Raw genomic sequence first — 22,913 nt, forward strand, 5'->3', positions numbered from 1 at the left:
GACTCTGGGCCGGTCGGCTGGCACGGGGCTGGCACGGCGCTGGCGTCCGGTGACAGGCCGTCCGGTCACGTGTCAGCCGTGGCCCACCGCTGACGTCCGATGTCAGCAGGGCGCCGGCACTCACGTGCCGGACGGGCGCCCAGCGGCGTCGGTGGCCGATCCGTCGCACCGGATGCGTCGGGGGAGCCACCGACGCACGACGACGTCGTCGACCGGCCGTCCCGGCCGGTGACCGCTTCCTGGTAGACCGGCGGGCGTGATCGACGAGGTGCGGCTCGACCTGCCGGTGCGGGCCGCGCTGCCGTCGTTGACCGCGGCACTCGGCGAGCACGGCGCGGCGGTGCTCGTGGCCCCGCCCGGCACCGGGAAGACGACGCTCGTGCCGCTGGCGCTGGCCGGGCAGGTCGACGGTCGTGTCCTCGTCGCCGAACCGCGACGGGTGGCCGTCCGTGCGGCCGCCGCGCGGATGGCCTCACTGCTCGGGGAGAAGGTGGGCGAACGGGTCGGTTACGCGATCCGGGGCGAACGGAAGCCCGGGTCTCGCATCGAGGTGGTCACGACGGGCCTGCTCGTCGCCCGCCTGCAGCACGACCCGGAGCTCGCCGGGGTCGACGCCGTCGTCCTCGACGAGTGCCACGAACGGCACCTGGACACCGACCTCGCGCTCGCGTTCACCGTCGACGCCCGGGTGCTGCGCCCCGACCTGCGCCTGCTCGCGACCTCCGCCACGGCCGCCGCCGACCGGCTGTCGGCCGCCCTCGAGGGGCCCGTCGTCACCGCGCCCGACCCGCTGCACGACGTCGCGATCCGCTGGACCCCGCCACCCCGACCCGTCCCGCCGCCCCAGGGCATGCGCGTCGAGCCGGCCCTGCTCGACCACGTCGCCGCGACGACCCGCCGGGCCCTCGCCGAGGCCGACGGCGACGTCCTCGTGTTCCTCCCCGGGCGGCGGGAGATCGACGACGTGGCACGCCGACTCTCCGGGACCGACGTCGAGGTGCTCCCCCTGCACGGCGGGCTGACCGCGGCGGCCCAGGACGTCGTACTCGCGGGGAACCAGCGTGGCGACCTGCTGACGTCGAACGTCAGCGGTGGGCCACGGCTGCCCGCTCGACGGGTCGTGCTGAGCACGTCCATCGCCGAGACCAGCCTGACCGTGCCCGGCGTGCGGGTCGTCGTCGACGCCGGGCTCTCCCGGCAGCCCTGGACCGACCACGCCCGCGGCCTCGACGCCCTCGTCACCGTGCTCGCGTCGCAGTCGTCGGCCACGCAGCGCGCCGGCCGCGCGGGTCGTGAGGCGCCCGGCGTCGCGTATCGATGCTGGTCGGAGGCCGAGCACGCCCACCGCGACCGCGACGACGACCCCGAGGTCGCCCACGCCGACCTCGCCGCGTTCGCCCTCGCACTCGCCCGCTGGGGCACGCCCGACGCGGCCGGCCTCGCCCTCCTCGACCCTCCCCCACCCGCCGCCTTCGACGCCGCCCGCGCCATGCTGCGCGGCCTCGGGCTGGTCGACGAGGACGGGTCGATCACCTCGCGCGGCCGGGTGGTGGCGGGCGTCGGGGTGCACCCGCGACTCGGCCGGGCGCTGCTCGACGGCGCCGACGTCGTCGGGTCACGCCTGGCCACCGAGGTGGTCGCGCTCCTCGCCACGGCCGGCCCCGTCGGCTCCGACGACCTCGAGGAGCGCCTCCGTGCGGTGCGGTCCGGCAACGACCCCGGCTGGCGCGCCGAGGTCCGCCGCCTCGACCGCGCCCTCCGCGACCGGCCCGCCGGGCAGGCCGACGGCGTCACCCTCGCGCGGAGTGCCGCCACCGTCGTCGCCCTCGCCTATCCCGACCGCCTCGCCCGGGCACGCGGCGCGGACTCCCGCGAGTTCCTGACGACGGGTGGCACGGGCGTCGAGGTCGGGCCGTCGTCGTCGTTGCGGGGCCAGGCGTGGCTGGTGGTGGCGGACGCAGCGCGCGGCCCGGGCGACCGGGTGGCGCGCGTCAGGCTGGCCGTCCCGATCGACGAGGACCTGGCCCGCTCCGCGGCGTCCCACCTGCACACCGACGACGAGGTCGTCGCCTGGGAGGACGGCGACGTCGTGGCCGAGCGCCGCGAACGGCTCGGCGCGATCGTGCTCGCCCGCCGGCCGATCCCGCAGCCGACGGTGGAAGCCCTCGCACCCGCCGTCCGGAAGGGGCTCGAGGCCGAGGGACTCGACCTGCTGCGGTGGACCGACGACGTCACGGCGCTCCGCCGGCGCCTCGCGTTCCTGCACGCCGCGGTCGGCGAGCCGTGGCCCGCCGTCGACGACGCGTCGCTGCTCGACCGGGCCGACGAGTGGCTCGACCTGAGCCGGGTCCGGCGCCGCGCCGACCTCGCCCGGCTGACGCCGCCCCTGACGGCGTTGCTGCCCTGGCCGGAGGCGGCGCGGCTCGACGAGCTGGCACCGACGCACGTCGTCACGCCGGACGGACGGCGCGTCCGCGTGGACTACAGCGAGCCCGACACGCCCACCGTCGCCCTGAAGCTCCAGCACGCCTTCGGGTGGGAGCAGGCGCCGGAGCTGGCGGGCGTCCCCGTCGTCGTGCATCTGCTCTCGCCCGCCGGGAGGCCGGCGGCCGTGACCGCCGACCTGGCGTCGTTCTGGGACGAGGGCTACCGCCAGGTGCGCGCGGAGCTGCGCGGCCGCTACCCGAAGCACGCGTGGCCGGAGGACCCGCGGCGTCCCTAGTCCGCCGCGACCTTCTCCAGCTTCTGCTTCACGGTCTTGCGGTCCTTCGTGTCCTTCTCGTGCTCGAGGGCCTTCTCCGCCTCGTCGGGCTCCATGTTCTTCGCCCGCTTGACGGCGTCGTCGGCGTTCATCTCCTCGAGCTTCGCGTCCGTGCGGGCCTGCTTGGCCTCGGCCGTGTTGTCGACGGTGCCCTGGCCCTTCCTCGACGCGTCCTTCTTCTTGGCCCGGGTCTTCTCCTTCTCGTCGTCGGAGAGCTCCTCCCAGGCCTTCTTCGGGAGGTACCGGTCGGTGCCGTCCTCCCCGCGCGCCTCGGTGGACCCGTCGGCCGTCTGCCAGTCCTCGTCGGTCCACTGCTCCAGGCTGCGCTGCTGCTCGGTCGGCTGGTCCTCGTGCTTGTAGTCGCCACCCTGCTTCTCGTACTCCTGGGTGAGCAGCTGGCTCTTGCGCGCGGACCACGTCCCGGGCGCACCGCCCTTGTCCGACTGCTTGATCTCCTCCTTGAGGCGCTCCCGCAGTTCGGGGTCGGTGTAGTCCTTCTCGTAGTCCTGCTTGCCCTTCGCCATCCGGCCGGTTACCCGCGTCGGCGCCCCTGCTCCGCCACGAGTCGGTCGAACGTCGCCGGCCCGCAGATCGTCAGCATGCGCACCGGCTCGTCGCCCAGCACCCACAGCGTGTGCTCGACGTCGCGCGGCAGGAAGATGAAGTCCCCGGCGGCCGCGGTGAACTCGTCGTCACCGCACCGCCCGCCGACCTCGCCCGCGAGGACGTGGAACATCTCGTCCTCGCCCTCGTGCGTGTGCGGCGCCACGACGAGGCCCACGGGCGCCGCCTGCTCCATGACCGACACCCGGCCCTCGGTGTCGTCGGCCGACGCCTTGACCGTGAACACGGCACCGTCGAAGTCGTAGGTGTCCCCGGTCCCGGCCGGTCGCACGAATCCGCTCATGGGCACAGGGTGCCTGTGGGTACTCATCCGTGCCGGGACACGGAGAAGTGCTCACAGGGCGTCAGCCACCTAGCGAGAACACCTTCCGCGCCGTCTCGCCGAGGATGTTCCGCTTCCCGTGCTCGGACACGAACGGCAGTGCCGCGATCTTGCCGGGCACGTCGAAGTCCCAGTGCGGCCAGTCGCTGGAGTACATCAGCGTGTTCTCCGCGTCGATCGCCTCGAGGGTGGCCGCGAGCAGCTTGTCGTCGGTCCACTCCATCGGCTGGGACGTGTAGTACATCTCGCGGATGTAGTGCGACGGCGGGCGCGTGAGCAGCGGGGCGTCCGACTGACGCATCGAGTACTCGTGGTCGAGGCGCTGCATCATGAACGGCAGCCACGCGAGGCCGCTCTCGATCCAGATCGTCCGCAGCCCCGGGAACCGCTCCGGGATGCCGTTGACGACCCAGTTCGTCATGTGCGTCATGTTGCAGGTCACGAAGCTCATCGCGTGGGCCGAGAGGAAGCGGTTCATCGTCGAGGTCATCGTGTCGGCCTGGTTCGGCCCGGCGTGGAAGCCGATCGGCAGCCCGCGCCGCTCCAGCTCCCGGTACACCGGCATGTACGCGTTGCGGTGCACCCCCGCGTGCCGCTGCGAGGTCACGAGGAACCCGATGACGCCGGGCACGTCCGCGAACTCCTCGATCGTCGCGAGGCACGCGTCGGGGTTCTCGAACGGCAGCCCCAGCATCGTGCGGATCCGCGGCTCGCGGGGCAGCACCTCGGCGGTGAACCACCGGTTGTAGGCCTGCAGCAGGGCGGTCGCGACCTCCGGCTGCGGGTGCAGCCCCGTCTCCAGCATCGGCTGCGGGAACACGACCTGGACGTCGATCGACATGGCCTCCATCGCGCGCCGCACGAGCGTCACGTCGCGCTCCGCGCCCGACCCGACGTCCGGGGTCGGCTCGCCCAGCGACGCCTGGTGCGGGATGCGCCCGGAGACGTCCTGCATCGTCAGGCCCGGCGGGTGGTTGTGGAGGGCCAGGTGCGAGGCCTGTGGCCAGTTGCGCATCATCTGCGCGGCCGTGTCCCGCAGGACCGGCGAGTCGAGGTACGCGAGGATCTCCGGCCAGGAGTCGAGCTCCACGTGGTGGGAGTCGACGTCGACGATGAAGTAGTCGTCCAGCCCGTAGCGCTCGGTGTCCCGTCGGGCGTTGGCGAGGATGTCACGGGTGTCGGTGGCGGTGGTGATCTCCTGGGGCTCCAGGCGACGGACACTCATGAGCTGCTCCTCGAGAACCACAGGGCGAGGTCGAACGGGTTGAGGTCGTTGCTGCGCAGCGCGGCGGTCGCGAGCACCACCGCGTCGGTCGGGGTCAGATCCCTTCCCGACGGCGGGTCGTGCCCCTCCTCGGCGGCCACCGCCCAGCACCGTCCGGCGACCCCGACGAGCCGGCGCGCGGTCTCCGGCGGGAGCTGCGCGATCGCCCCGTCGTCGAGCCCCGCCGCGACCTCGGCGTCCAGGTCCGCCACGAGCGCGGCGATCCGCTCAGACCGTGACACGGATGCGGCCCTCCACCTCGGCCACCGGGAACGAGCGCAGCGACGCCCCCGGCACGCCCGGGTGCCGGCCCGTCGTCACGTCGTACTCGTAGCCGTGCCACGGGCACACCACGTGCATCGTGTCCTCGTCGAACCGCATGCCGAGGCTGCGCTTCCCGTCGTCGAGCCGTTCGCGGACCCGGCTGACGATCCGCCCCTGGCAGGCCGGCCCGCCCTGGTGCGCGCAGACGTTCTCCCACGCGTAGAGGCGCCCGGCGAAGCGGAAGATGCCGACGGTGGTCGTGCCGTCGATCTCGACGACGAGGCGGCCCCGCTCGGGCACGTCCCCGGCCGCCGCGACGTCGACGTCCCGCGCCGCCGGTGTGGTGGTGGTCATACCGAGCAGCGTCCCCGCCGGCGACCGACCTGTAAATCGACGGGCCCGACCATGATCACGTCGGCGGGACGGTGGTGGCTCTCCCGAAGATCGACATCCGCCACCGGCGTCCCGCCGACGTGATCATGCCGTCCGCCGCAGCAGGCCGGCGCCCCGCTCCCGGGTCGACTTCGTCCGCATACTGATGGAGTGAACGACGTCAAGCGGCCCGGTCCCCTGTGGTGGCTCTGGTACGCCTACGGCGGCGGGTTGCCGGAGCGGTTCGCGCCGTGGGTGCTGCACGACACCACCTGCCGCACGTGGTGGCTCCGCCACGTCGTACGGATCCTGGTCCAGATCGCGCCCGTCGCCGCGGCGATCATCATCTTCGTGCCCGGCCCGCTGTGGCTGCGCACGATGTGCGCGCTCGGCGGCGGCATCATGGGCATGATCTTCGCCGTGGCCTACGTGCACGAGACGGCCGAGCACCGGCTGCTCAAGGCCGGCTACCCGGTGGGCACCGGGGTGGCGACCCGGGCCGAACGCGACCGCGACAAGGACGAGGCGGCCGCCGCGCGCTACGCGGAGCGCTACCGGCGTTCCTGACGACGGGTCAGCGGCTGGAGAGCACCTGGCTCCCGTCGATCTTCCACCCGCCGTCCTGCTGGACCATCCGGAAGAGCGTCCGCTCCTCGCTCGTGCCCCCGCTGCGGCGCTCGTAGGTGACCGTGGCGTCGACGGTGTCGCCCGGTCCCGAGGAGACCCCGCGGACGTCGACGCGGCCGATGTCGCCCCAGAACCGGGAGTAGCCGGCGAAGCCGCCCGCGGTGGTGGACTGGTACGACGGCGTCAGGCGTTGCCAGCCCTCCTGGAGGTCCGTGGGGATGAGGCCGTAGTAGTCGATCACCGCCTGCTGCTGCGCGACCTGGTCGGCCGTGCCCCGCAGCGGGGTCGACCGACCGCCGCCACCCGTCCCACCGCCGGAGTCGGAGCCGGAACCGGCCCCGGAGCTCGACCCCGGATCGGCGGGCTGGTCGGCCCCGGCCCCGGTGCCGGGCGCCGTGCTCGCGCTGGGAGCGCCGTTCCCCGTACTCAGGACGAGCGCCACCGCGACGACCGCCCCGACCAGCAGGAGCGCGAGCCCGACCAGGAGCGGGGTGCGCCGTCGTCCCGCCCGCTCCTGCCCCTCCTCGGGCGGCGCCGACACCGGGCCGGTCTCCTGCGGCCGGGTCGCCTCTGCGACGGCAGCCGGGGCGCCGGGGGGTGTCGCCGGGTGGAGGACGGCGGCCTGCCGACGAGCGCCGGCGAGCGAGTCGTCGCGGGGCGGGACGGGCACGGTCGGGCTCGTCGGGGGCTGCTCCTCGGGCCACGCGTCGGTCTCGACGTCGACGGCGGCGAGGCGCTCGAGCTCGTCGCGCACCTGGTGCATCTCGGGGCGGTGCACGGGGTCGGTGGCGAGCATCCGCTCCAGCAACGGTGCGAGGGTCCCGGCGTGCCGCGGGGCCGGGTGGTCCCCGGTCGCGACGCGGTGCAGCAGCGCCAGCGCGTTCTCACCCGACCCGAACGGCGGCTCGCCCTCGACGGCCGCGTAGAGGGTGGAGCCCAGCGAGTAGACGTCGGAGCGGAAGTCGGCGGCCGTGCCGCGGGCGACCTCGGGCGCCAGGTAGGCGGGCGTACCGGCCATCATCCCGGTCGAGGTGATCGTGGCCTCGTCGACCGCGCGGGAGATGCCGAAGTCGGTCACCTTGACGACGCCGTCGGTGCCGAGCAGGACGTTGCCCGGCTTGACGTCGCGGTGCACGATCCCGGCCGCGTGGGCGGCGGTGAGCGCCGCGGCGACCTGGTGCCCCACGGCCGCGGCGTCCCGCGCGGAGAGCGGCCCGTCCGCCGCCAACGCCTCGGCGAGGCTCCGCGAGGGCAGGTACTCCATGACGAGCCACGGCTCGCCGCCGTGGTCGACGACGTCGAACACGGTGATGGCGTGCGGATGGTGGATGCGGGCGACGAGCCGGCCCTCACGGATCACGCGCTGGTGGGCCTGCTCGGTGCTCCGCTCGTCGACCCCGCCGGGCAGCCGGACCTGCTTGAGGGCCACCGCGCGGCGCAGCCGCTCGTCCTCGGCGCGCCACACCACGCCCATGGCCCCGCTCCCGACCCGCGCGACGACCCGGTAGCGCCCGCCGATCACCTCGTCCTCGGCCACCCGCTGTCTCTCCCTCCGCCGTCCGCGCGGTGCGGAGTGCCCACCCGGGCCGCCGGGCATACGCGGCGGGCGGCCTCAGCCGGCCAGCGCCACCGACGCCCGGTACCGGTCGACCAGCAACGACGCGACCGCCGGGTGGTCCCCCAACGGCTCGGCGACCACCGCGGCGCCCACGGCGGACGCCCAGCGGTGGAACACTCCCGGGGCGAGCAGCCACGTCAGCAGGGCCACCGGCCCGTCCTGGGCCGCCACGACCTCCGCCAGCCGCGGGTCGCCCCCCGCGACGTAGCCGACCGGCACCGCGGCACCCACCCGCTCCCGCATCAGGTCGGCGGCGACCCGCAGGTCGGCCTGCGCCACCGGGTCGGTCGACCCGGCCGCGGCGAGCACGACCCGCTCCGAGCGCCACCCGGCGTCGCGCAGCCGTGACAGCGCCGCGTCCACCAGCACCGCGTCGGGGCCCAGTGGCTCGGTCACCCGCACGTCGGTCCGGCCGAGCGCGGCCAGCTGGTCCGGCACGTCGCGGCGCACGTGGAAGCCCGACGCGAGGAACGCCGGGACCACGACGACGGGTCCCGGGTCCAGCTTCGGCAGCAGGTCCGCCAGCTGTGGTCGGGCCACGCCCGCCCAGGCCAGCCGAACCCCGACGTCCGGGACCAGCGACCGCACCCGCGTGAGCAGCGCACCCCACGTCGCCCGGCCGGCCGGGTCGTTCGTGCCGTGCGCGAGGACCACGAGCGTCACGAGGACGCCGCCCCGCTCACGAGGACGCCGCCACGTGCTCCTCCAGGCGCTTCACCATCGCTCCCAGCCGGAACCGCTCCGGCGCGATCGACGGGACGTCGAGCCGGTCCAGCGGGGCCGCGGTGACCGGCCCGACCGCACACGCGAGCACGCCGTCGCGGAACGCGGCCACGACGTCCGGGGCCGACCCGGTCGCCTCCGCGCGGTGGAACAGTCCCTCCACCGCCGGCGCGGACGTGAAGGTCACGACGTCGACCTCCCCGTCCACGATCGCCGCGATCAGCGCGTCGACCGCCGGCAGGTCCGGCGGCGGCTCCCACCGGTAGACGTGCACCTCGACGACGTCCGCCCCGGCCTCGCGCAGGGCCTCGAGGAAGGAGGTCATGGGGTCGCCGTGCAGCTGCACCGCGACCCGTCGTCCGGACACCCCCACGTCGAGCAGGTGTTCGAGCACCTCCGGCGACGACTCGGTCTCGTCGGCCGACCAGACCTCGCGGAGCCCGGCGCCACGGATCGCACCGCGCGCCTTCGGGCCCCGCGCCAGCACCTCCGCGGAACCGAGCACCTCCCGCAGTCGCTCCCCGAGACCCCACTCGTCGGCGACCTCGAGCCAGCCGCGGAAGCCCTGCCCGGTGGTCGCGACGACGACATCGGGCGGGGTGTCGACCAGCCCGCGGGTGACGTCCGCGAGCTGCGAGTCGTCGGCGAGGGGCACGATCCGCATCGTCGGCCCGTGCACCGTCGTCGCGCCCTTGCGGTGCAGGAGCTCGATCTGGTCGTCGGCGCGGCGGTCGGCGGTGACGCCGACGCGCACGCCCCCGAGCGGACCCGCGACCCGGGTCGTGTCCTGCGCGACAGCGTCCTCCGTCATGGGCTCCCGACCTCGACCGTCCCGTCCACCACCCGCACAGGATAGGTCGCCACCACCACGTCGGAGTCCTCGAGCGCCACGCCCGACTCCAACGCGAAGTGCTGCTTGTGCAGCGGCGAGGCCACCACCGCCGTCCCGCCGAGGTCCCCGACGATGCCGCGCGAGAGCACGGAGGCCCGGGAGAACGGGTCGACGTTGTGCAGGGCGAACAGCCGGTCGTCGTGGGTGCGGAACACCGCCACCGGCTCGCCGTCGACCAGGGCGCACACCCCACGCTCCGGCTGGAGCTTCGCCAGGGGGCAGACCGCGGTCCATCCCGTTCCCGACGGCGGGGCCGCGGGGGTCGCCGGGGTCGGCTGCGGGTCCTTGGACTCGGCTCCGTCGGTCGAGCCGGAGGGGTGCTGGCGAACGTCGGCCTGCGCGGTCATGCGGGCGCTCCCATCGGGATCCGGGCTCCGTCGGTGATCGGCACGCCGCCCAGACCGAGAGCGGCGAGGTCGGTCGGCTGGCCGTCCTTCATCCCCGCCGGCACGCGCCGACCGAGGTGGTCGACGAACTCGATCGTCGGGTCGGGCGTGCCCGGCGCGTTGACGAACGACGTGAACCGCTCGAGCTTGTCCGGGTCGGCGAGGACCGCGGCCCACTCGTCGGCGTACCCCTCGACGTGGCGCGCCATCTGCTCGTCGAGCGAGGCGCAGATGCCGAGCGAGTCCTCCATGATCACGTCACGGAGGTGGTCGATACCGCCCTCGAGCGCCTCGATCCACGGCGCGGTGCGCTGCAGCCGGTCGGCCGTGCGGATGTAGAACATGAGGAAGCGGTCGATCGTGCGGACCAGCGTCGTCGTGTCCAGGTCGGAGGCGATCAGCTCCGCGTGCCGCGGGGTGAAGCCGCCGTTGCCGCCCAGGTAGAGGTTCCACCCGGTCTCGGTGGCGATGATCCCGAAGTCCTTCGAGCGGGCCTCGGCGCACTCGCGGGCACAGCCCGACACCCCGGACTTCAGCTTGTGCGGCGAGCGCAGGCCGCGGTAGCGCAGCTCCAGGGCCACCGCGAGCCCGACGGAGTCCTGCACGCCGTAGCGGCACCAGTCGGTGCCGACGCACGACTTCACCGTCCGCAGCGACTTCCCGTACGCGTGGCCGGACTCGAACCCGGCGTCGACCAGGCGCTGCCAGATCTTCGGCAGGTCGTCGACGCGGGCGCCGAACATGTCGATCCGCTGGCCACCGGTGATCTTCGTGTAGAGCCCGAAGTCCTTGGCCACCGAGCCGATCGCGATGAGGCCCTCGGGCGTGACCTCCCCGCCGGGCAGCCGCGGGACCACCGAGTAGGTGCCGTTGCGCTGCATGTTGGCGAGGAAGTGGTCGTTGGTGTCCTGCAGCACCGCCGACTCGCCGTCGAGCACGTGGCCCCCGGCGAGCGTCGCGAGCATCGAGGCGACGGCGGGCTTGCAGATGTCGCAGCCCCGTCCGGTGCCGTACTGCCCGATGATCTCGGAGAACGTCTGCAGGCCCGTCGCCATGACGATCTCGTAGAGCTCGGCGCGCGACTGGGAGAAGTGCTCGCAGAGCGCCTTCGACACCTCGACGCCGCAGGACGCGAGCACCTTGCCCAGCGTCGGCACGCAGGACCCGCACGTGGTCCCGGCGCGCGTGCACGCCTTGAGCTGCGGCACCGTCGTCGCCTCGCCGGAGGCGATCGCCGCGACCAGCGCACCCTTGGTGACCGCGTTGCAGGAGCAGATCTGGGCGCCGTCGGGCAGGGCGTCGATGCCGACGCCGACTGCGCCGTCGCCCGCCGGCGCGATGAGCGACATCGGGTCGCCGGGGAGCTTCTCGCCGAGGAACCCGCGCAGCGTCTCGTAGTTCGAGGCGTCGCCGACGAGGATGCCGCCGAGCAGGGTCTGCGCGTCGTCGGAGACGACGAGCTTGGAGTAGGTCCCGGCGACCGGGTCGTTCAGCGTCACCTCGAGCGCGCCGGCGGTGGCCGCGTGGGCGTCGCCGAAGCTCGCCACGTCCACGCCGAGCAGCTTGAGCTTGGTCGACAGGTCGGCCTCGGTGAAACGGCCGTCCCCGCCGGTCAGGCGCTCGGCGACGACCTCGGCCATCGCGTAGCCGGGCGCGACGAGGCCGTAGGTGCGGCCCTTGACCGCCGCGACCTCGCCGATGGCCCACACGTGCTCGTCGGAGGTCCGGCACCGCTCGTCGACCAGCACGCCGCCGCGCTCCCCGACCTCGAGCCCGACCTCGCGGGCCAGCGAGTCGGCGGGCCGGATGCCCGCGGAGAAGACGACCACGGACGCGTCGAGCTCGGTGCCGTCGGACAGCGTGACCGTCAGGCCGCCGCGGTGGTCCTTCGCGATCGAGCTGGTGGAGACGCCGGTGTGCACCCGCAGACCGAGCTCCGAGACCAGCCGCGCGAGCAGCGCCCCGCCGCCCTCGTCGACCTGCACCGGCATGAGCCGGGGCGCCATCTCCACGACGTGCGGGGACAGGCCCAGCTGCCGCAGCGCGTTCGCCGCCTCGAGCCCGAGCAGGCCGCCCCCGACGACGACGCCGGCCCGCCGTCCCGCGCCCGCCGTCGAGACCGCCTTCTCGGCGGCCGCGCGCAGCCCGTCGAGGTCCTCGAGGGTGCGGTAGACGAAGACGTTGTCGAGGTCGCGGCCGGGGACCGGCGGCACGAACGGGACGCTGCCGGTGGCGACGACGAGCTCGTCGTAGGCGACGTCCCGGCCCTTCGCGGTGCGCACCGTCCGGGCGGCGAGGTCGACCGCGGTGACCGGCTCGTCGAGGTGCAGCTCGACCAGCGGGTCGCTGTGCTCGTCGAGGGTGAGGTCCTCGGCCGAGGCGTCGCCCACGTAGGACGACAGCGCGACCCGGTCGTAGGCCGGCCGGTTCTCCTCGGCCAGCACCACGATCTTCCAGGCGTCGTCGGTGTCCAGCCGGCGCAGGCTCTCGACGAACCGGTGCCCGACCATCCCGTGGCCGACGACGACGACCGTGCGGGCGTTCATGGCGATGTGCTCCCTTCGGTCGCAGGTGAGCAGAAAGGGCCGCTATGGCGACCCTTTCTGCTCACCTGTGCTCACACGGACGCGTACGAGACCTTCGAGCCCGTCGTCGGGTCGGTCGCCGCCTTCGCGTTGCGCATGTAGACGAGGTAGGTCACGACGAAGCAGACGGCGTAGAAGGCGAGGAACGCCCAGAACGCCGGCACGCCGCTCTTCACGGTGAGGAATGACTGGCGGAAGGCCAGGTTGATCAGCAGCCCGCCGAAGGCGCCGATCGCGCCGGCGATGCCGATCACGGCGCCGGAGATGCGTCGCGCCCAGAGCAGCGCCGCGTCCTGGTCCCATCCCTTGCTCTCCGACGAGGCCAGGGCCTTCGTCCGGAAGATCGCCGGGATCATCTTGTAGACCGAGCCGTTGCCGATGCCCGAGGTGATGAACAGCAGGGTGAAGCCGACGACGAACAGCGCGAGCGACTTCTGCCCCGACGCGACGATGCAGAGCAGCGAGGCGACGGCCATCGCGACGAAGTTCCAGAAGGTGACCTTCACGCCGCCGATGCGGTCGGAGAGCCAGCCGCCGACGGGGCGGATGAGCGACCCGAGCAGCGGGCCGATGAAGGTCAGGGTCGCGGCCTGCAGCGGGGTGCGGCCGAACTGGTTCTGCAGCACGAGCCCGAACGCGAAGCTGTAGCCGATGAACGAGCCGAAGGTGCCGATGTAGAGGAAGGAGATGACCCAGGTCTGGGCCTGGCTCGTGGCCTCCTTGAGTGCCCCGGTGTCGTTGCGCACCGAGCTCAGGTTGTCCATGAACAGCGCGCAGGACAGCGTCGCGATCACGACGAGCGGGATGTAGATCCCGAGCAGGATGCGGATGCCGCCCACGCCGCCGCCCGCCGTCGCGAGGATGAGCAGCCCGAGCAGCTGGATCACCGCGACGCCGAGGTTCCCGCCGCCGGCGTTGAGGCCGAGCGCGTAGCCCTTGCGGCGGTCGGGGAAGAAGGCGTTGATGTTGGTCATCGAGGAGGCGAAGTTGCCGCCGCCGACGCCCGCGATCGCCGCGAGCACCATGAGCGTCGTGTAGCTGACGCCGGGCTGGACGATGAACGCCGCGAGGATCGTGGGGATCAACAGCAGGGCCGCGGCGATGATCGACCAGTTGCGGCCGCCGAACACCGCGACGGCCATCGTGTAGGGCAGGCGGAGGAACGAGCCGATCAGCGTCGGCATGGCGACGAGGAAGAACTTCCCGGCCACGTCGAGCCCGAAGACGTCGTTCGGCATGAAGAGCACGAGGACCGACCACAGGGTCCAGATCGAGAACCCGATGTGCTCGGAGAACACCGAGAACCACAGGTTCCGGTTCGCGACCCGCTTGCCGCCGCCCTCCCAGAAGGACTCGTCCTCCGGGCGCCAGTCGTCGATCCACCGACCCCGGATCAGCCCCTCGGACCTCGCGGCCACCGTCATCTCGTCGTCCTCCGCCTCGCCGGGAACGTCCCGTTCGGGGGGACGTCGTCTCGGCGGGGACGCTAGGAAGCGCCCGTTACGCGGCGATGACAGCGTGTTTCGGTGGAACGACGGTCGAAGAGCGCACCGTCACGGTTTTCAGAGCAGCTCGCTGATGATCCGGGCGGCGTGCTCGAGTCCCCGCAGCGACTCCTTGGTGCAGGCGGGGTGCTGGGCGTGCACGGCGAGCCGGAACAGCAGCCCGTGCAGCAGCATCTGCGGCCACTGCGGGAGGTGGCCCCACCGCGTGACGAGGCCGGCGTCGGCGCCGCCCCACGCGAGGGCGTCCACCACGACGACGGCCGCGGCCCACTCGACGGGACGCCAGAACGGGACGAGGTCGAGCACGGCGGGCGGCTGGTCCTCCCCGGTTCCGTCGCCCTCAAAGAGCACGGTGCCGAACAGGTCGCCGTGCACGAGCTGCAGCGGCAGAGTGGACGCGATCCGGCGGCGGGCCAGCTCCGCGAACAGGTCGCCCCCGGTCTCGGGGTCGAGCGGCACCTGCTTCTCCCCGAAGGCCGCACGGTCGGCGCGGGCGAGGATGTCGTCGCGGTCGTCGACCAGCCGCGGGCGGGACAGGCGCGCGGTGGCGCGGTGCAGGCGCAGCGAGACGGCGACCACGTCGTCGTGCCGGGGCCGGACCTCCCCCGCGACGTCGTGGCAGGCCGACCACCCGGAGACGACGCGCCGGCCGTCGGAGGCACGGACCGGCCGGGCGAGCCGGATCCCGTCGACGCCGCCGCCCGCGAGCTCCTCGAGGGTCGCGGCCGACCACGCGGCGAGCACGGTGTCCGACACCGGGCGCAGCAGGACGCCGTCGCAGCTCCACGCCGGGCCGGGCAGGTGGGGGCGGGGACGCGGCACCGAGTCGCGCACCCCGAAGGCGGTGCGGACGTGCTGCGGGGGCCCCTCGGGCTCCCCCGCGGCCGACGGTCCCTGCGACGAGCCCTGAGCAACCGCGGTCATCGTTCCCCCGTCGCCATGGACACCCTGCCCGTCACGCTCCGCACGCTATACCCGACGCGGGTCGAGTCAGGGACACGAGCCCCGGCGTGTCCGTCCCGGCCTGTCGGGCCCGGGGTCGCGCCTCACCGGTCCTCGACCAGGAGTAGCACCCGCCTCACCCGGTCGAGCCACCACGTGGCCCGGTCCGGGGACATCGCGTTCCCCGCGAGGTTCCCGACGCCGGGTGCGGGCGCCGCGGGCGGCACCGGCAGCGCGCCGCCCTCCGGCACCAGCGACGCCGCGACGGTGTCCCGGGCGAGCAGGCTCGTCGTCCCCAGCCCGCAGGCGTGGGGCAGCTCGGGCAGGGCGCCCGCCAGCGCGAGCCCGGCGGCGAGCCCCACCGAGCTCTCCACCGCCGACGACACCACGCACGGCAGCCCGATCGCCTCGGCGATCCGCAGCGACGCGGCGACCCCGCCGAGCGGCGCGACCTTGACCACCGCGACGTCGGCCGCCCCGGCCGCGACCACGCGCATCGGGTCGGACGCCCGGCGGATCGACTCGTCGGCGGCGACCGCGACGTCGACGCGGCGGCGGACCGCGGCCAGCTCCTCGACGGTGCGGCAGGGCTGCTCGACGTACTCCAGGCCCCCGGCGGCGCGGTCGAGCGCCCGGACGGCGGCGACGGCCCCGTCGACGTCCCAGCCGCCGTTCGCGTCGACCCGCACGCGGCCGCCCGGGCCGAGGGCGTCGCGCACCGCCTCGACGCGGGCGAGGTCCGCCGCCCGGTCCTGGCCGGCCTCGGCGACCTTCACCTTCGCGGTGCCGGCCCCGGACGCCGTGACGATGCGGTGCGCGTGCTCCGGATCGACGGCGGGGACGGTGGCGTTGACCGGGACCGTCGACCGGAGCGGGGCCGGCCACGCGGGACCGAGCGCCGACTCCAGCGCGCACCGCAGCCAGGGCACGGCCTCGTCGTCGTCGTACTCGGCGAAGGGGCAGAACTCGCCCCACCCGCCGTCGGCACCCTCGAGCAGCAGCGTCTCCCGCACCGTGATGCCGCGGAAGCGGACGCGCATCGGCAGGGCCACGGGGTACGCCCGGAGCCCGACGCCGCCGACGGTCGTGACGATGTCGACCGTCGGCGCGGGTTCGGCGGGGGTCGGGCCTAACGTCATGACCATGGATCGTTCCCGACCGGTCGAGGTCGTCGCCACCGACGGGTCCGCGGCGGCGGCCCGGGCCCTCGGCGAACGTCTCGTCGCCGCCGTGTCGGGGCACGGGCCGGCGGTGCTGCCCACCGGCCCCGACGACGCGCCCCCGCCCGCGCGGTTGAGGGCGCCGGTCGCGCCGGGCGTCGCCGCGGTGGTCACGACGTCGGGCTCCACCGGCGTTCCGAAGGCCGTCCTCCTCTCGGGGACCGCCCTCGCCGCGTCGGCGACCGCCACCGCCGCCCGCCTCGGCGGGGAGGGCCGCTGGCTGCTCGCCCTCCCCGCGCACCACGTCGCCGGGGTCCAGGTGCTGCTGCGCTCCGCACGGGCCGGGGTGCCGGCCGCCGTGATGGACCTGCGCGACGGGTTCCGCCCGGACGCCTTCGCGGACGCCGTGGCCGCCGCCCGCCCTACGGTCACACGGCTCTCGCTGGTGCCCACCCAGCTGCGGCGGCTGCTCGACGACGCGCAGGACGGGACCGGCCGCGGCCTCGACGCCCTGCGCGGGTTCGGGGCCGTGCTGGTCGGCGGGGCCGCCGCCGAGGCCGCGCTGCTGCACCGCGCCCGGGCCGCGGGCGTGCGGGTGGTGACGACCTACGGCATGAGCGAGACCTGCGGCGGCTGCGTGTACGACGGCGTGCCGCTGGACCGGGTCACGCTGGACATCGAGGACCAGGACCCGTCCGGCGCCGGACGGATCGTGCTGGGCGGGGCGACCGTCGCCGAGGGCTACCAGGGCCTCGACGACCCCGCGTTCCTCCCGGGCCGCCGGTTCCGGACGTCCGACCTCGGACGGGTACTCCCGGGCGGCCGGCTCGAGGTGCTCGGCCGGGCCGACGACGTCATCGTCACCGGCGGCGAGAAGGTGCCCCCGGTCGTCGTCGAGCAGGCGCTGCTCACCGTGCCCGGGGTGCGGGAGGCCTGCGTGGTCGGGGTGCCGGACCCCGAGTGGGGCGCCCGGGTGGTGGCCGTGGTGACCGGCGCCGGACTGGAGCCCGAGGCGGTACGCCGCGAGGTCGACTGGCTCGGCCGGGCGACGCCGCGGGCCGTGCGGGTGCTCGACGAGCTGCCGCTGCGGGGCATCGGCAAGCCCGACCGGGCCGCGGTGCGTGATCTGTTCGCCGTGGAGGGCGGAGCAACACGGGCGTAACCGCCGGGTGATGACATGGCCGGGTGCACCTGCTCCTGCTCACCGGGGCGTCCTCGGTCGACGAGGTGCTCCCCGGACTCGCGATGCTGCCCGACCACCGCGTCACGCTCGGCGCGCTGACGGCGGCCGAGGCCGTCACCTCCGCGGTGGACGTCGACGCGGTCCTGCTCGACGCCCGCACCCGGCCCTTCGCGGCCGCCGAGCTCGCCGCCACCGTGGACGCGACCCGTCCCGGGCTGCCGGTCGCCGTGGTGGTGGGGCCGGACGCGGCGTTCCCCGTCGAGGACGACGTGCCGGTGGACACGCTGCTGCTGCCCGACGCGTCGCCCGCCGAGGTCGCGGCCCGTCTGCGCCTGCTCGCCCGCCCGGTGCCGCCGGCCCCACGCCCGCGTCGGGACCGGCGCCCCGCCGCGCCGCCGCCGGGCGCGCTCGTCGTCGACGACCTCGTCGTCGACACCGTCGCCTACCAGGCCTTCCTCGCGGGGCGCCCGCTCGCGCTGGCCCGCCGCGAGCTGGAACTGCTCGCCGCGCTCGCCGCGCGTCCCGGCCGCCCCGCCACCCGCGCGGCCCTGCTCCGCCACGTGTGGGGCCGCGACTACGAGGGCAGCGCCCGCACCGTCGACGTCCACGTCCGGGCCCTGCGCCGGGTCCTCGGGCCCCCCCACCGCGACCTGATCCGCACCCTGCGCGGGGTCGGCTACGCCCTCTTCCCGACGACGGGTGCGGCGACGGTCCCCGACCGCGTCGCCCCGCCCGCGCGGGTCGCCGCACCGCTGCGCCCGGACGAGGCCCTCGACGCCCCGTCGTCCCCGGCCCGGCCGGGCGGCCGCGACGCGCCCGGCGACGTCGTCGCGAGCAAGCGCGCCGGGCTGCCGCTGGACCTCGACGCCGTGGCGGAACCGGCCCGGCTGGGCGCCCTGGAGCGCTACAGCCTGAAGACACTCGGGGCGTGCTCGGAGCGCGAGGACGGGCTGTTCCTGCTGCGCGCCCGGACCCGCGGGCGGGTGCCGGCCGCGGCGGTACGGGCGCTCGCCGCCCTCCTGCGCGAGCGCGATCTCGGCCCGGTGCACCTCACCACCCGGCAGCAGCTGGAGCTCCAGGACGTGCCGGCGGCGCTCGTCGTCGGGACCCTCGACGCCCTGCACACGGCGGGCCTCGACACCGACGCGACGTGCGGGCACACCGTCCGCGGCGTCACGAGCTGCCCGGACGCCGGGGTCTCGGCCGAGGAGCCGTTCGACTGCACGCCCGACGCGGAGCAGCTCACCGACTCGCTGCTGCGCCTCGGACCGGAGCTGAACACGCGGCTCCCCCAACGGTTCTCGGTGAGCCTGGGCGGCTGCCCCGGCTGCCGCGCCCAGGCCAAGATCTCCGACGTCGGGCTCGTGTCGGTCCTCGACGACGACGGCCGCCCCGGCTACGAGCTGTGGGTGGGCGGCGGGCTCGGCCGCTCCCGGCCGACGCTCGCGACCCGGCTCGCCGGTTTCGTCCCCCGCGAGGGCCTGCTCCCGGCCGTGCACGCCGTGCTGGCGGTCTTCCTCGCGCACGGCGCCTTCGAGAGCCCGAACCGCGCGCGGCTGAAGTTCCTCGTCGCCCGGCTCGGCCCCGACCGGTTCCGCGCGCTGGTCTCCGAGGCCGAGACCGACCTGTCCGCGCGGGCGTGGCCGCCGCCCGCCCCGCTGCCCGCGGTCCGCGCGCCCGGTGTGCCCGAGGGACCGGCCCCGCCCGACGGCTGGGGTGACGACGTGCGCCCGCAGCACACGCCGGGGCTCGCGACCGTGACGGTCACGGTGCCGCTCGGAAGCCTGTCGGCGGCGGCGCTCGACGTGCTGGCCGAGGTCGCCGAGGACCACGCCGACGGGGTGGTCCGGCTCAGCCGCGAGCAGAACGTCGTGCTGCGCGACGTGACGGTCGACGACGTCGGGGCGGTCGCCGCCCGGGTCGCCGCGGTAGGCCTGGCCGTGCACACCCACCGGCCGGCCCGCGACGTCCGCGCCTGCGTCGGCGCCGCCTCGTGCGCGCTCGCCATCACCCCGACCCGCGACCTCGCCCGCGTCCTGTGGCACCTGCCCGCCCTGCGCCGGAACTCCCGCGTGGCCGTGAGCATCTCCGGCTGCCCCGCCTCCTGCGCCCGCCACCAGGCCGCCGACCTCGGCCTCGCCGGCAACCTCGTCTCGGTCCGCGGCCGGCGCGTGCCCGGCTACCGCGTGCACCTCGGCGGGGACCTCGGCCGCGACCGCATCGGCACGGTGCTCGGTCGGGTCGCCGAGGACCAGGTGCCCCTGCTCGTCGACCAGGTGGTGCGCATCTGGGAGGACCTGCGCGTGGGCCACGAGACCCTCGCCGACAGCGTCGCCCGCACCGGCCTGGAGCCGTTCGTGTCGGCGTTGCGAGGCCTGCCCGGCCTGGCGTGGGAGGCCGGGGACGACGAGGGTCCGGGTCGGCCGTCGCTGCCCCTGATGCCGGTCCGCTCCCGGTCCTCGGTGTCCTGACCGAAGGGCACCGTCGCTCGATCTACCCGACCGACGGTGCCCTTCGGTCGGCCCGGGAGGAGCCCACCGCCGCGTACGCCGTGTCGACGGCGAGGAAGACCAGCAGGCTCACCCCGCGCGGACGACGGTCCGGTTCCCGCGTCGGGTCCCCGTCACGTCCGCGGCTCGGGGACCGGACGCCTAGGGTCGCTCCTCGTGGACGAACCGCTCTTCGACAGCTCGGTCTGGCGCCCGGTGGAGGGCTTCGACCTCACCGACATCACGTACCACCGCTCGGTCGAGCTGGGATGCGTGCGCATCGCCTTCGACCGGCCCGAGGTGCGCAACGCGTTCCGCCCGCACACCGTCGACGAGCTCGCGACGGCGCTGGAGCACGCCCGAACGAGCGCCGACGTCGGCGTCGTCCTGCTCACCGGCAACGGCCCCTCCCCGCGCGACGGCGGCCACGCGTTCTGCTCCGGCGGCGACCAGCGCATCCGCGGGCGCACGGGCTACCAGTACGCCTCGTCGGAGACCGCGGTCAGCGCCCAGGAGCAGGGCCGCGCGGGCCGGCTGCACATCCTCGAGTGCCAGCGGCTGATCCGCTTCATGCCGAAGATCGTCATCGCCGTCGTCAACGGGTGGGCGGCGGGCGGGGGCCACTCGCTGCACGCCGTCTCCGACCTCACCCTGGCGAGCGCCGAGCACGCCCGGTTCAAGCAGACCGACGCCGACGTGGGGTCGTTCGACGGCGGGTACGGCTCGGCCTACCTCGCCCGCCAGGTCGGGCAGAAGTTCGCCCGCGAGATCTTCTTCCTCGGCCGGACCTACACCGCCGAGCAGATGCACCGCATGGGCGCGGTCAACGAGGTCGTGCCGCACGCGGAGCTGGAGACCACCGCGCTGCAGTGGGCGCGGGAGATCCTCGGCAAGTCCCCGCAGGCCCAACGGATGCTGAAGTACTCGTTCAACCTCGTCGACGACGGGCTGGTCGGCCAGCAGCTCTTCGCCGGCGAGACCACACGCCTCGCGTACATGACCGACGAGGCCGTGGAGGGCAAGGAGTCGTTCCTGGAGAAGCGCGCGCCCGACTGGTCGCCGTTCCCCTGGTACTACTAGGTGCCCTGCGGCCCGTGAGCACTCCGCGCTCCGGGCCGGACACGTCCCCACCGGCCGGAGGCACCCCGCGTGTGCACCGAGACCCCCGACGCGGCCGCCGTCGCCTTCGCGGCCCCGCGCGCCGCGGACGGTACCGCCGTCGACCCCGTCCACCTCGAGCCGGTCGACGCCCTGACGATCACCGTGCTCGTCGACAACTCCTTCGACGCGCTGCTCGCCGACGGGCCGGGGGTGACGCGGGCCCGGCTCGGCACCGGTCCGGGCCTCGAGGCCGGGCAGTACGTCGGCGGGCTCGCCCGGCCCGGGCTGGTGGCGGAGCACGGGTTCTCGGCGCTGGTCACGGTCACGCGCGACGGGCACGACCACACGCTGCTGTTCGACACCGGGGTCTCGCCGGAGGGCATGGCGGTGAACGGGCGACGGCTCGACATCGACCCCACCGACATCGGCGCCGTCGTGCTCTCCCACGGCCACGCGGACCACACCGGCGGCTTCCCCGGCCTCGAACGGTGGCTCGGTCGCACCGCGAGCCCGCTGGTCCTGCACCCGGTGGCGTTCACCGAGCGGCGTCTCGTGCCGCCGGGCGGCGAGCCGTTCGTGATGCCGCGGCTCGACCGCGCGGCCCTCGTCGGCGACGGCATCGAGCTGATCGAGCGCCGCGAGCCGTCCTTCCTGCTCGGCGGCAGCGTCCTCGTCACCGGGGAGGTCGACCGGACGACGGAGTTCGAGCGCGGCATGCCGTTCCACGAGGCCCGGGTCGACGGGACCTGGGCGCCCGACCCGTGGATCGTCGACGACCAGGCGCTCGTCGTCGACGTCCGCGGTCGGGGCCTCGTCGTGCTGACCGGCTGCGGGCACGCCGGGTCGGTGAACATCGCACGGCACGCGCTGCGGCTGACCGGTCACGACCGGCTGCACGCCCTGCTCGGGGGCCTGCACCTCACCGGTCCGGGGTTCGAGCCGATCATCGAGCCCACCGTGGCGTCGCTCGTCGACCTCGCCCCCGACGTCGTCGTCCCCGCGCACTGCACGGGCTGGCGGGCGCAGATGCGGCTGGCCCAGGCCCTCGGCGACGCGTTCGTGCCGGGCGCCGTGGGCAGCCGCTACGCCTTCGGCCCGTGAGCACTTCTCCGTGCCCGAGCACGGACGAGTACTCACGAGCCGGAGGCACCTACGCCTGCGCCACCTCGCGCTCGCGGGGCACCGCCGAGTCGGGGACGTCGTCGTCGCGCCCCGGCTTCTCGCTGCGCGCGACGAACCCGTAGGCCGCACCGACGAGCAGGCCGCCGCCGACGAGGTTGCCGAGCCCGACCCACAGCAGGTTCCAGGCGAAGTGCCCGATGGTGGCCTCCGGCAGCCCGCTGAACAGGCCGAGGCCGAAGATCGTCATGTTGGCGACGACGTGGTCGAAGCCGGTGGTGATGAACGCGAGGAGCGCCCAGAACAGCACGACGAGCTTCGCGCCGTCCGACCGCGTCCGGGCGGCCATCCACACCCCGAGGCAGACCAGGAAGTTGCAGAGCACGCCGCGGAAGAACATGGTCGAGACCGTCTCGGTCTCCTTCGACCGGAACGTCGAGGTGAGGAAGTTCAACGCGGCAGGCGGCTGGCCCGGGTTCGCGATCTTGAGCACGCCCGAGGCCTCGACGAGCAGCGAGAACAGCAGCCCGCCGACGAGGTTGCCGACGAACGAGCACAGGATGACGGCGACCACCGCGCCGACCCCGACGCGTCGCGCCCGGCCGAACAGGCCGAGGACCATCGTCATCATGTTGCCGGTGGTCAGCTCGCCGCCGGCGAACACGACCAGGGTCAGGGCGATCCCGAAGACGAGTCCCTGCACCAGCTTGGTGAACGGGCTGTTCGCGGCGCTGAGGGGACCGGCGGCGGCGAGCATCAGGGTGACCGCGACGCCGATGTAGGCCCCGGCCAGCGCGGCGCTCACGAGGTAGGAGACGGGCGAGCGCGAGGCGCGGAGCTTGGTGTTCGCAGCCTCGGCCTGCTCGTCCACGGCTTCGGTGATGGGGATGGGCATGGTCACCTCTCGGACGACGGGATCATGTCGGAAGGCATACGAACAGTCGGTTCCCGGTCGTCGGCCAAGAGGTCGTGAACA

General features: G+C 74.6%; 20 protein-coding genes. 6 read left to right on the forward strand and 14 right to left on the reverse strand.

Annotated elements, in window-relative coordinates:
• Positions 1-256 precede the first annotated feature (256 nt).
• Complete coding sequence (hrpB, locus tag A3CO_RS0125885) at positions 257-2,722, forward strand: ATP-dependent helicase HrpB (RefSeq protein ID WP_018335168.1); 2,466 nt, start codon at positions 257-259, stop codon at positions 2,720-2,722.
• Here hrpB and A3CO_RS0125890 read toward each other — a convergent pair.
• The 5 genes from A3CO_RS0125890 to A3CO_RS0125910 form a co-directional block, all read right to left on the reverse strand.
• The gene (locus tag A3CO_RS0125890) at positions 2,719-3,285 is read right to left on the reverse strand and encodes a hypothetical protein (protein ID WP_018335169.1); all 567 of its coding nucleotides are present in this window, start codon (positions 3,283-3,285) and stop codon (positions 2,719-2,721) included. The genes hrpB and A3CO_RS0125890 overlap by 4 nt on opposite strands.
• Positions 3,286-3,293: 8 nt before the next feature.
• A complete protein-coding gene (locus A3CO_RS34370) occupies positions 3,294-3,668 on the reverse strand; it encodes a cupin domain-containing protein (protein ID WP_018335170.1) in 375 nt (124 codons plus the stop codon).
• Positions 3,669-3,729: 61 nt separating this feature from the next.
• Positions 3,730-4,932 carry an amidohydrolase family protein gene (locus tag A3CO_RS0125900; RefSeq protein ID WP_033415026.1) on the reverse strand — a complete coding sequence of 401 codons (1,203 nt, stop codon included), beginning with the start codon at positions 4,930-4,932 and terminating at the stop codon, positions 3,730-3,732.
• Complete coding sequence (locus tag A3CO_RS0125905) at positions 4,929-5,213, reverse strand: hypothetical protein (RefSeq protein ID WP_018335172.1); 285 nt, start codon at positions 5,211-5,213, stop codon at positions 4,929-4,931. Before A3CO_RS0125905 ends, A3CO_RS0125900 begins: the two co-directional genes overlap by 4 nt.
• Complete coding sequence (locus tag A3CO_RS0125910) at positions 5,200-5,589, reverse strand: Rieske (2Fe-2S) protein (RefSeq protein WP_018335173.1); 390 nt, start codon at positions 5,587-5,589, stop codon at positions 5,200-5,202. Before A3CO_RS0125910 ends, A3CO_RS0125905 begins: the two co-directional genes overlap by 14 nt.
• Positions 5,590-5,778: 189 nt before the next feature.
• On the opposite strand from A3CO_RS0125910, the gene A3CO_RS0125915 reads away from it, so the two are divergent.
• The gene (locus A3CO_RS0125915; protein WP_018335174.1) at positions 5,779-6,174 is read left to right on the forward strand and encodes a DUF5313 family protein; all 396 of its coding nucleotides are present in this window, start codon (positions 5,779-5,781) and stop codon (positions 6,172-6,174) included.
• Between the two features lie 7 nt (positions 6,175-6,181).
• Here the strand turns inward: A3CO_RS0125915 and A3CO_RS37715 are convergent, their stop codons facing one another.
• The 8 genes from A3CO_RS37715 to A3CO_RS0125955 all read right to left on the reverse strand — a co-directional run bounded on the left by A3CO_RS37715 (position 6,182) and on the right by A3CO_RS0125955 (position 16,030).
• Positions 6,182-7,771 (reverse strand): serine/threonine-protein kinase, encoded by a 1,590-nt coding sequence (locus A3CO_RS37715; RefSeq protein WP_018335175.1) that lies wholly within the window; start codon positions 7,769-7,771, stop codon positions 6,182-6,184.
• 75 nt (positions 7,772-7,846) lie between these two features.
• Complete coding sequence (locus tag A3CO_RS0125925) at positions 7,847-8,515, reverse strand: sirohydrochlorin chelatase (protein ID WP_018335176.1); 669 nt, start codon at positions 8,513-8,515, stop codon at positions 7,847-7,849.
• Positions 8,516-8,531: 16 nt separating this feature from the next.
• Complete coding sequence (locus A3CO_RS34375; protein WP_018335177.1) at positions 8,532-9,386, reverse strand: uroporphyrinogen-III synthase; 855 nt, start codon at positions 9,384-9,386, stop codon at positions 8,532-8,534.
• Positions 9,383-9,814: a nitrite reductase small subunit NirD gene (gene nirD / locus A3CO_RS34380; RefSeq protein WP_018335178.1), complete on the reverse strand. Its 432-nt coding sequence runs from the start codon at positions 9,812-9,814 to the stop codon at positions 9,383-9,385. The genes A3CO_RS34375 and nirD overlap by 4 nt, the downstream gene beginning before the upstream one ends.
• Positions 9,811-12,399, reverse strand: a complete 2,589-nt coding sequence (gene nirB / locus A3CO_RS0125940) for a nitrite reductase large subunit NirB (RefSeq protein WP_018335179.1) — start codon at positions 12,397-12,399, stop codon at positions 9,811-9,813. Before nirB ends, nirD begins: the two co-directional genes overlap by 4 nt.
• Before the next feature lie 71 nt (positions 12,400-12,470).
• Positions 12,471-13,862, reverse strand: a complete 1,392-nt coding sequence (locus A3CO_RS0125945; RefSeq protein WP_018335180.1) for a nitrate/nitrite transporter — start codon at positions 13,860-13,862, stop codon at positions 12,471-12,473.
• Between the two features lie 138 nt (positions 13,863-14,000).
• Positions 14,001-14,867, reverse strand: a complete 867-nt coding sequence (locus A3CO_RS0125950; protein ID WP_018335181.1) for a TIGR02569 family protein — start codon at positions 14,865-14,867, stop codon at positions 14,001-14,003.
• A 122-nt stretch (positions 14,868-14,989) separates the two neighbouring features.
• Entirely contained in the window at positions 14,990-16,030 is a 1,041-nt protein-coding gene (locus tag A3CO_RS0125955) for an o-succinylbenzoate synthase (RefSeq protein ID WP_018335182.1), read from the reverse strand.
• On the opposite strand from A3CO_RS0125955, the gene menE reads away from it, so the two are divergent.
• From menE to A3CO_RS0125980, 4 genes are all read left to right on the forward strand, one after another.
• Positions 16,029-17,207, forward strand: coding sequence for an o-succinylbenzoate--CoA ligase (gene menE / locus A3CO_RS0125960; protein WP_018335183.1), 1,179 nt, complete (start codon positions 16,029-16,031; stop codon positions 17,205-17,207). The two genes, A3CO_RS0125955 and menE, sit on opposite strands and share 2 nt — an antisense overlap.
• Before the next feature lie 23 nt (positions 17,208-17,230).
• Positions 17,231-19,699, forward strand: coding sequence for a winged helix-turn-helix domain-containing protein (locus A3CO_RS0125965; RefSeq protein ID WP_018335184.1), 2,469 nt, complete (start codon positions 17,231-17,233; stop codon positions 19,697-19,699).
• 195 nt (positions 19,700-19,894) lie between these two features.
• Complete coding sequence (locus tag A3CO_RS0125975; protein ID WP_018335186.1) at positions 19,895-20,797, forward strand: 1,4-dihydroxy-2-naphthoyl-CoA synthase; 903 nt, start codon at positions 19,895-19,897, stop codon at positions 20,795-20,797.
• Between the two features lie 69 nt (positions 20,798-20,866).
• Positions 20,867-21,919 (forward strand): MBL fold metallo-hydrolase, encoded by a 1,053-nt coding sequence (locus A3CO_RS0125980; protein WP_018335187.1) that lies wholly within the window; start codon positions 20,867-20,869, stop codon positions 21,917-21,919.
• Positions 21,920-21,968: 49 nt separating this feature from the next.
• Here the strand turns inward: A3CO_RS0125980 and A3CO_RS0125985 are convergent, their stop codons facing one another.
• The gene (locus A3CO_RS0125985; protein ID WP_033415049.1) at positions 21,969-22,832 is read right to left on the reverse strand and encodes a formate/nitrite transporter family protein; all 864 of its coding nucleotides are present in this window, start codon (positions 22,830-22,832) and stop codon (positions 21,969-21,971) included.
• Between the last annotated feature and the right edge of the window lie 81 nt (positions 22,833-22,913).

Origin of the sequence: Actinomycetospora chiangmaiensis DSM 45062 (assembly GCF_000379625.1) — a bacterium.
Lineage (GTDB): Bacteria > Actinomycetota > Actinomycetes > Mycobacteriales > Pseudonocardiaceae > Actinomycetospora > Actinomycetospora chiangmaiensis.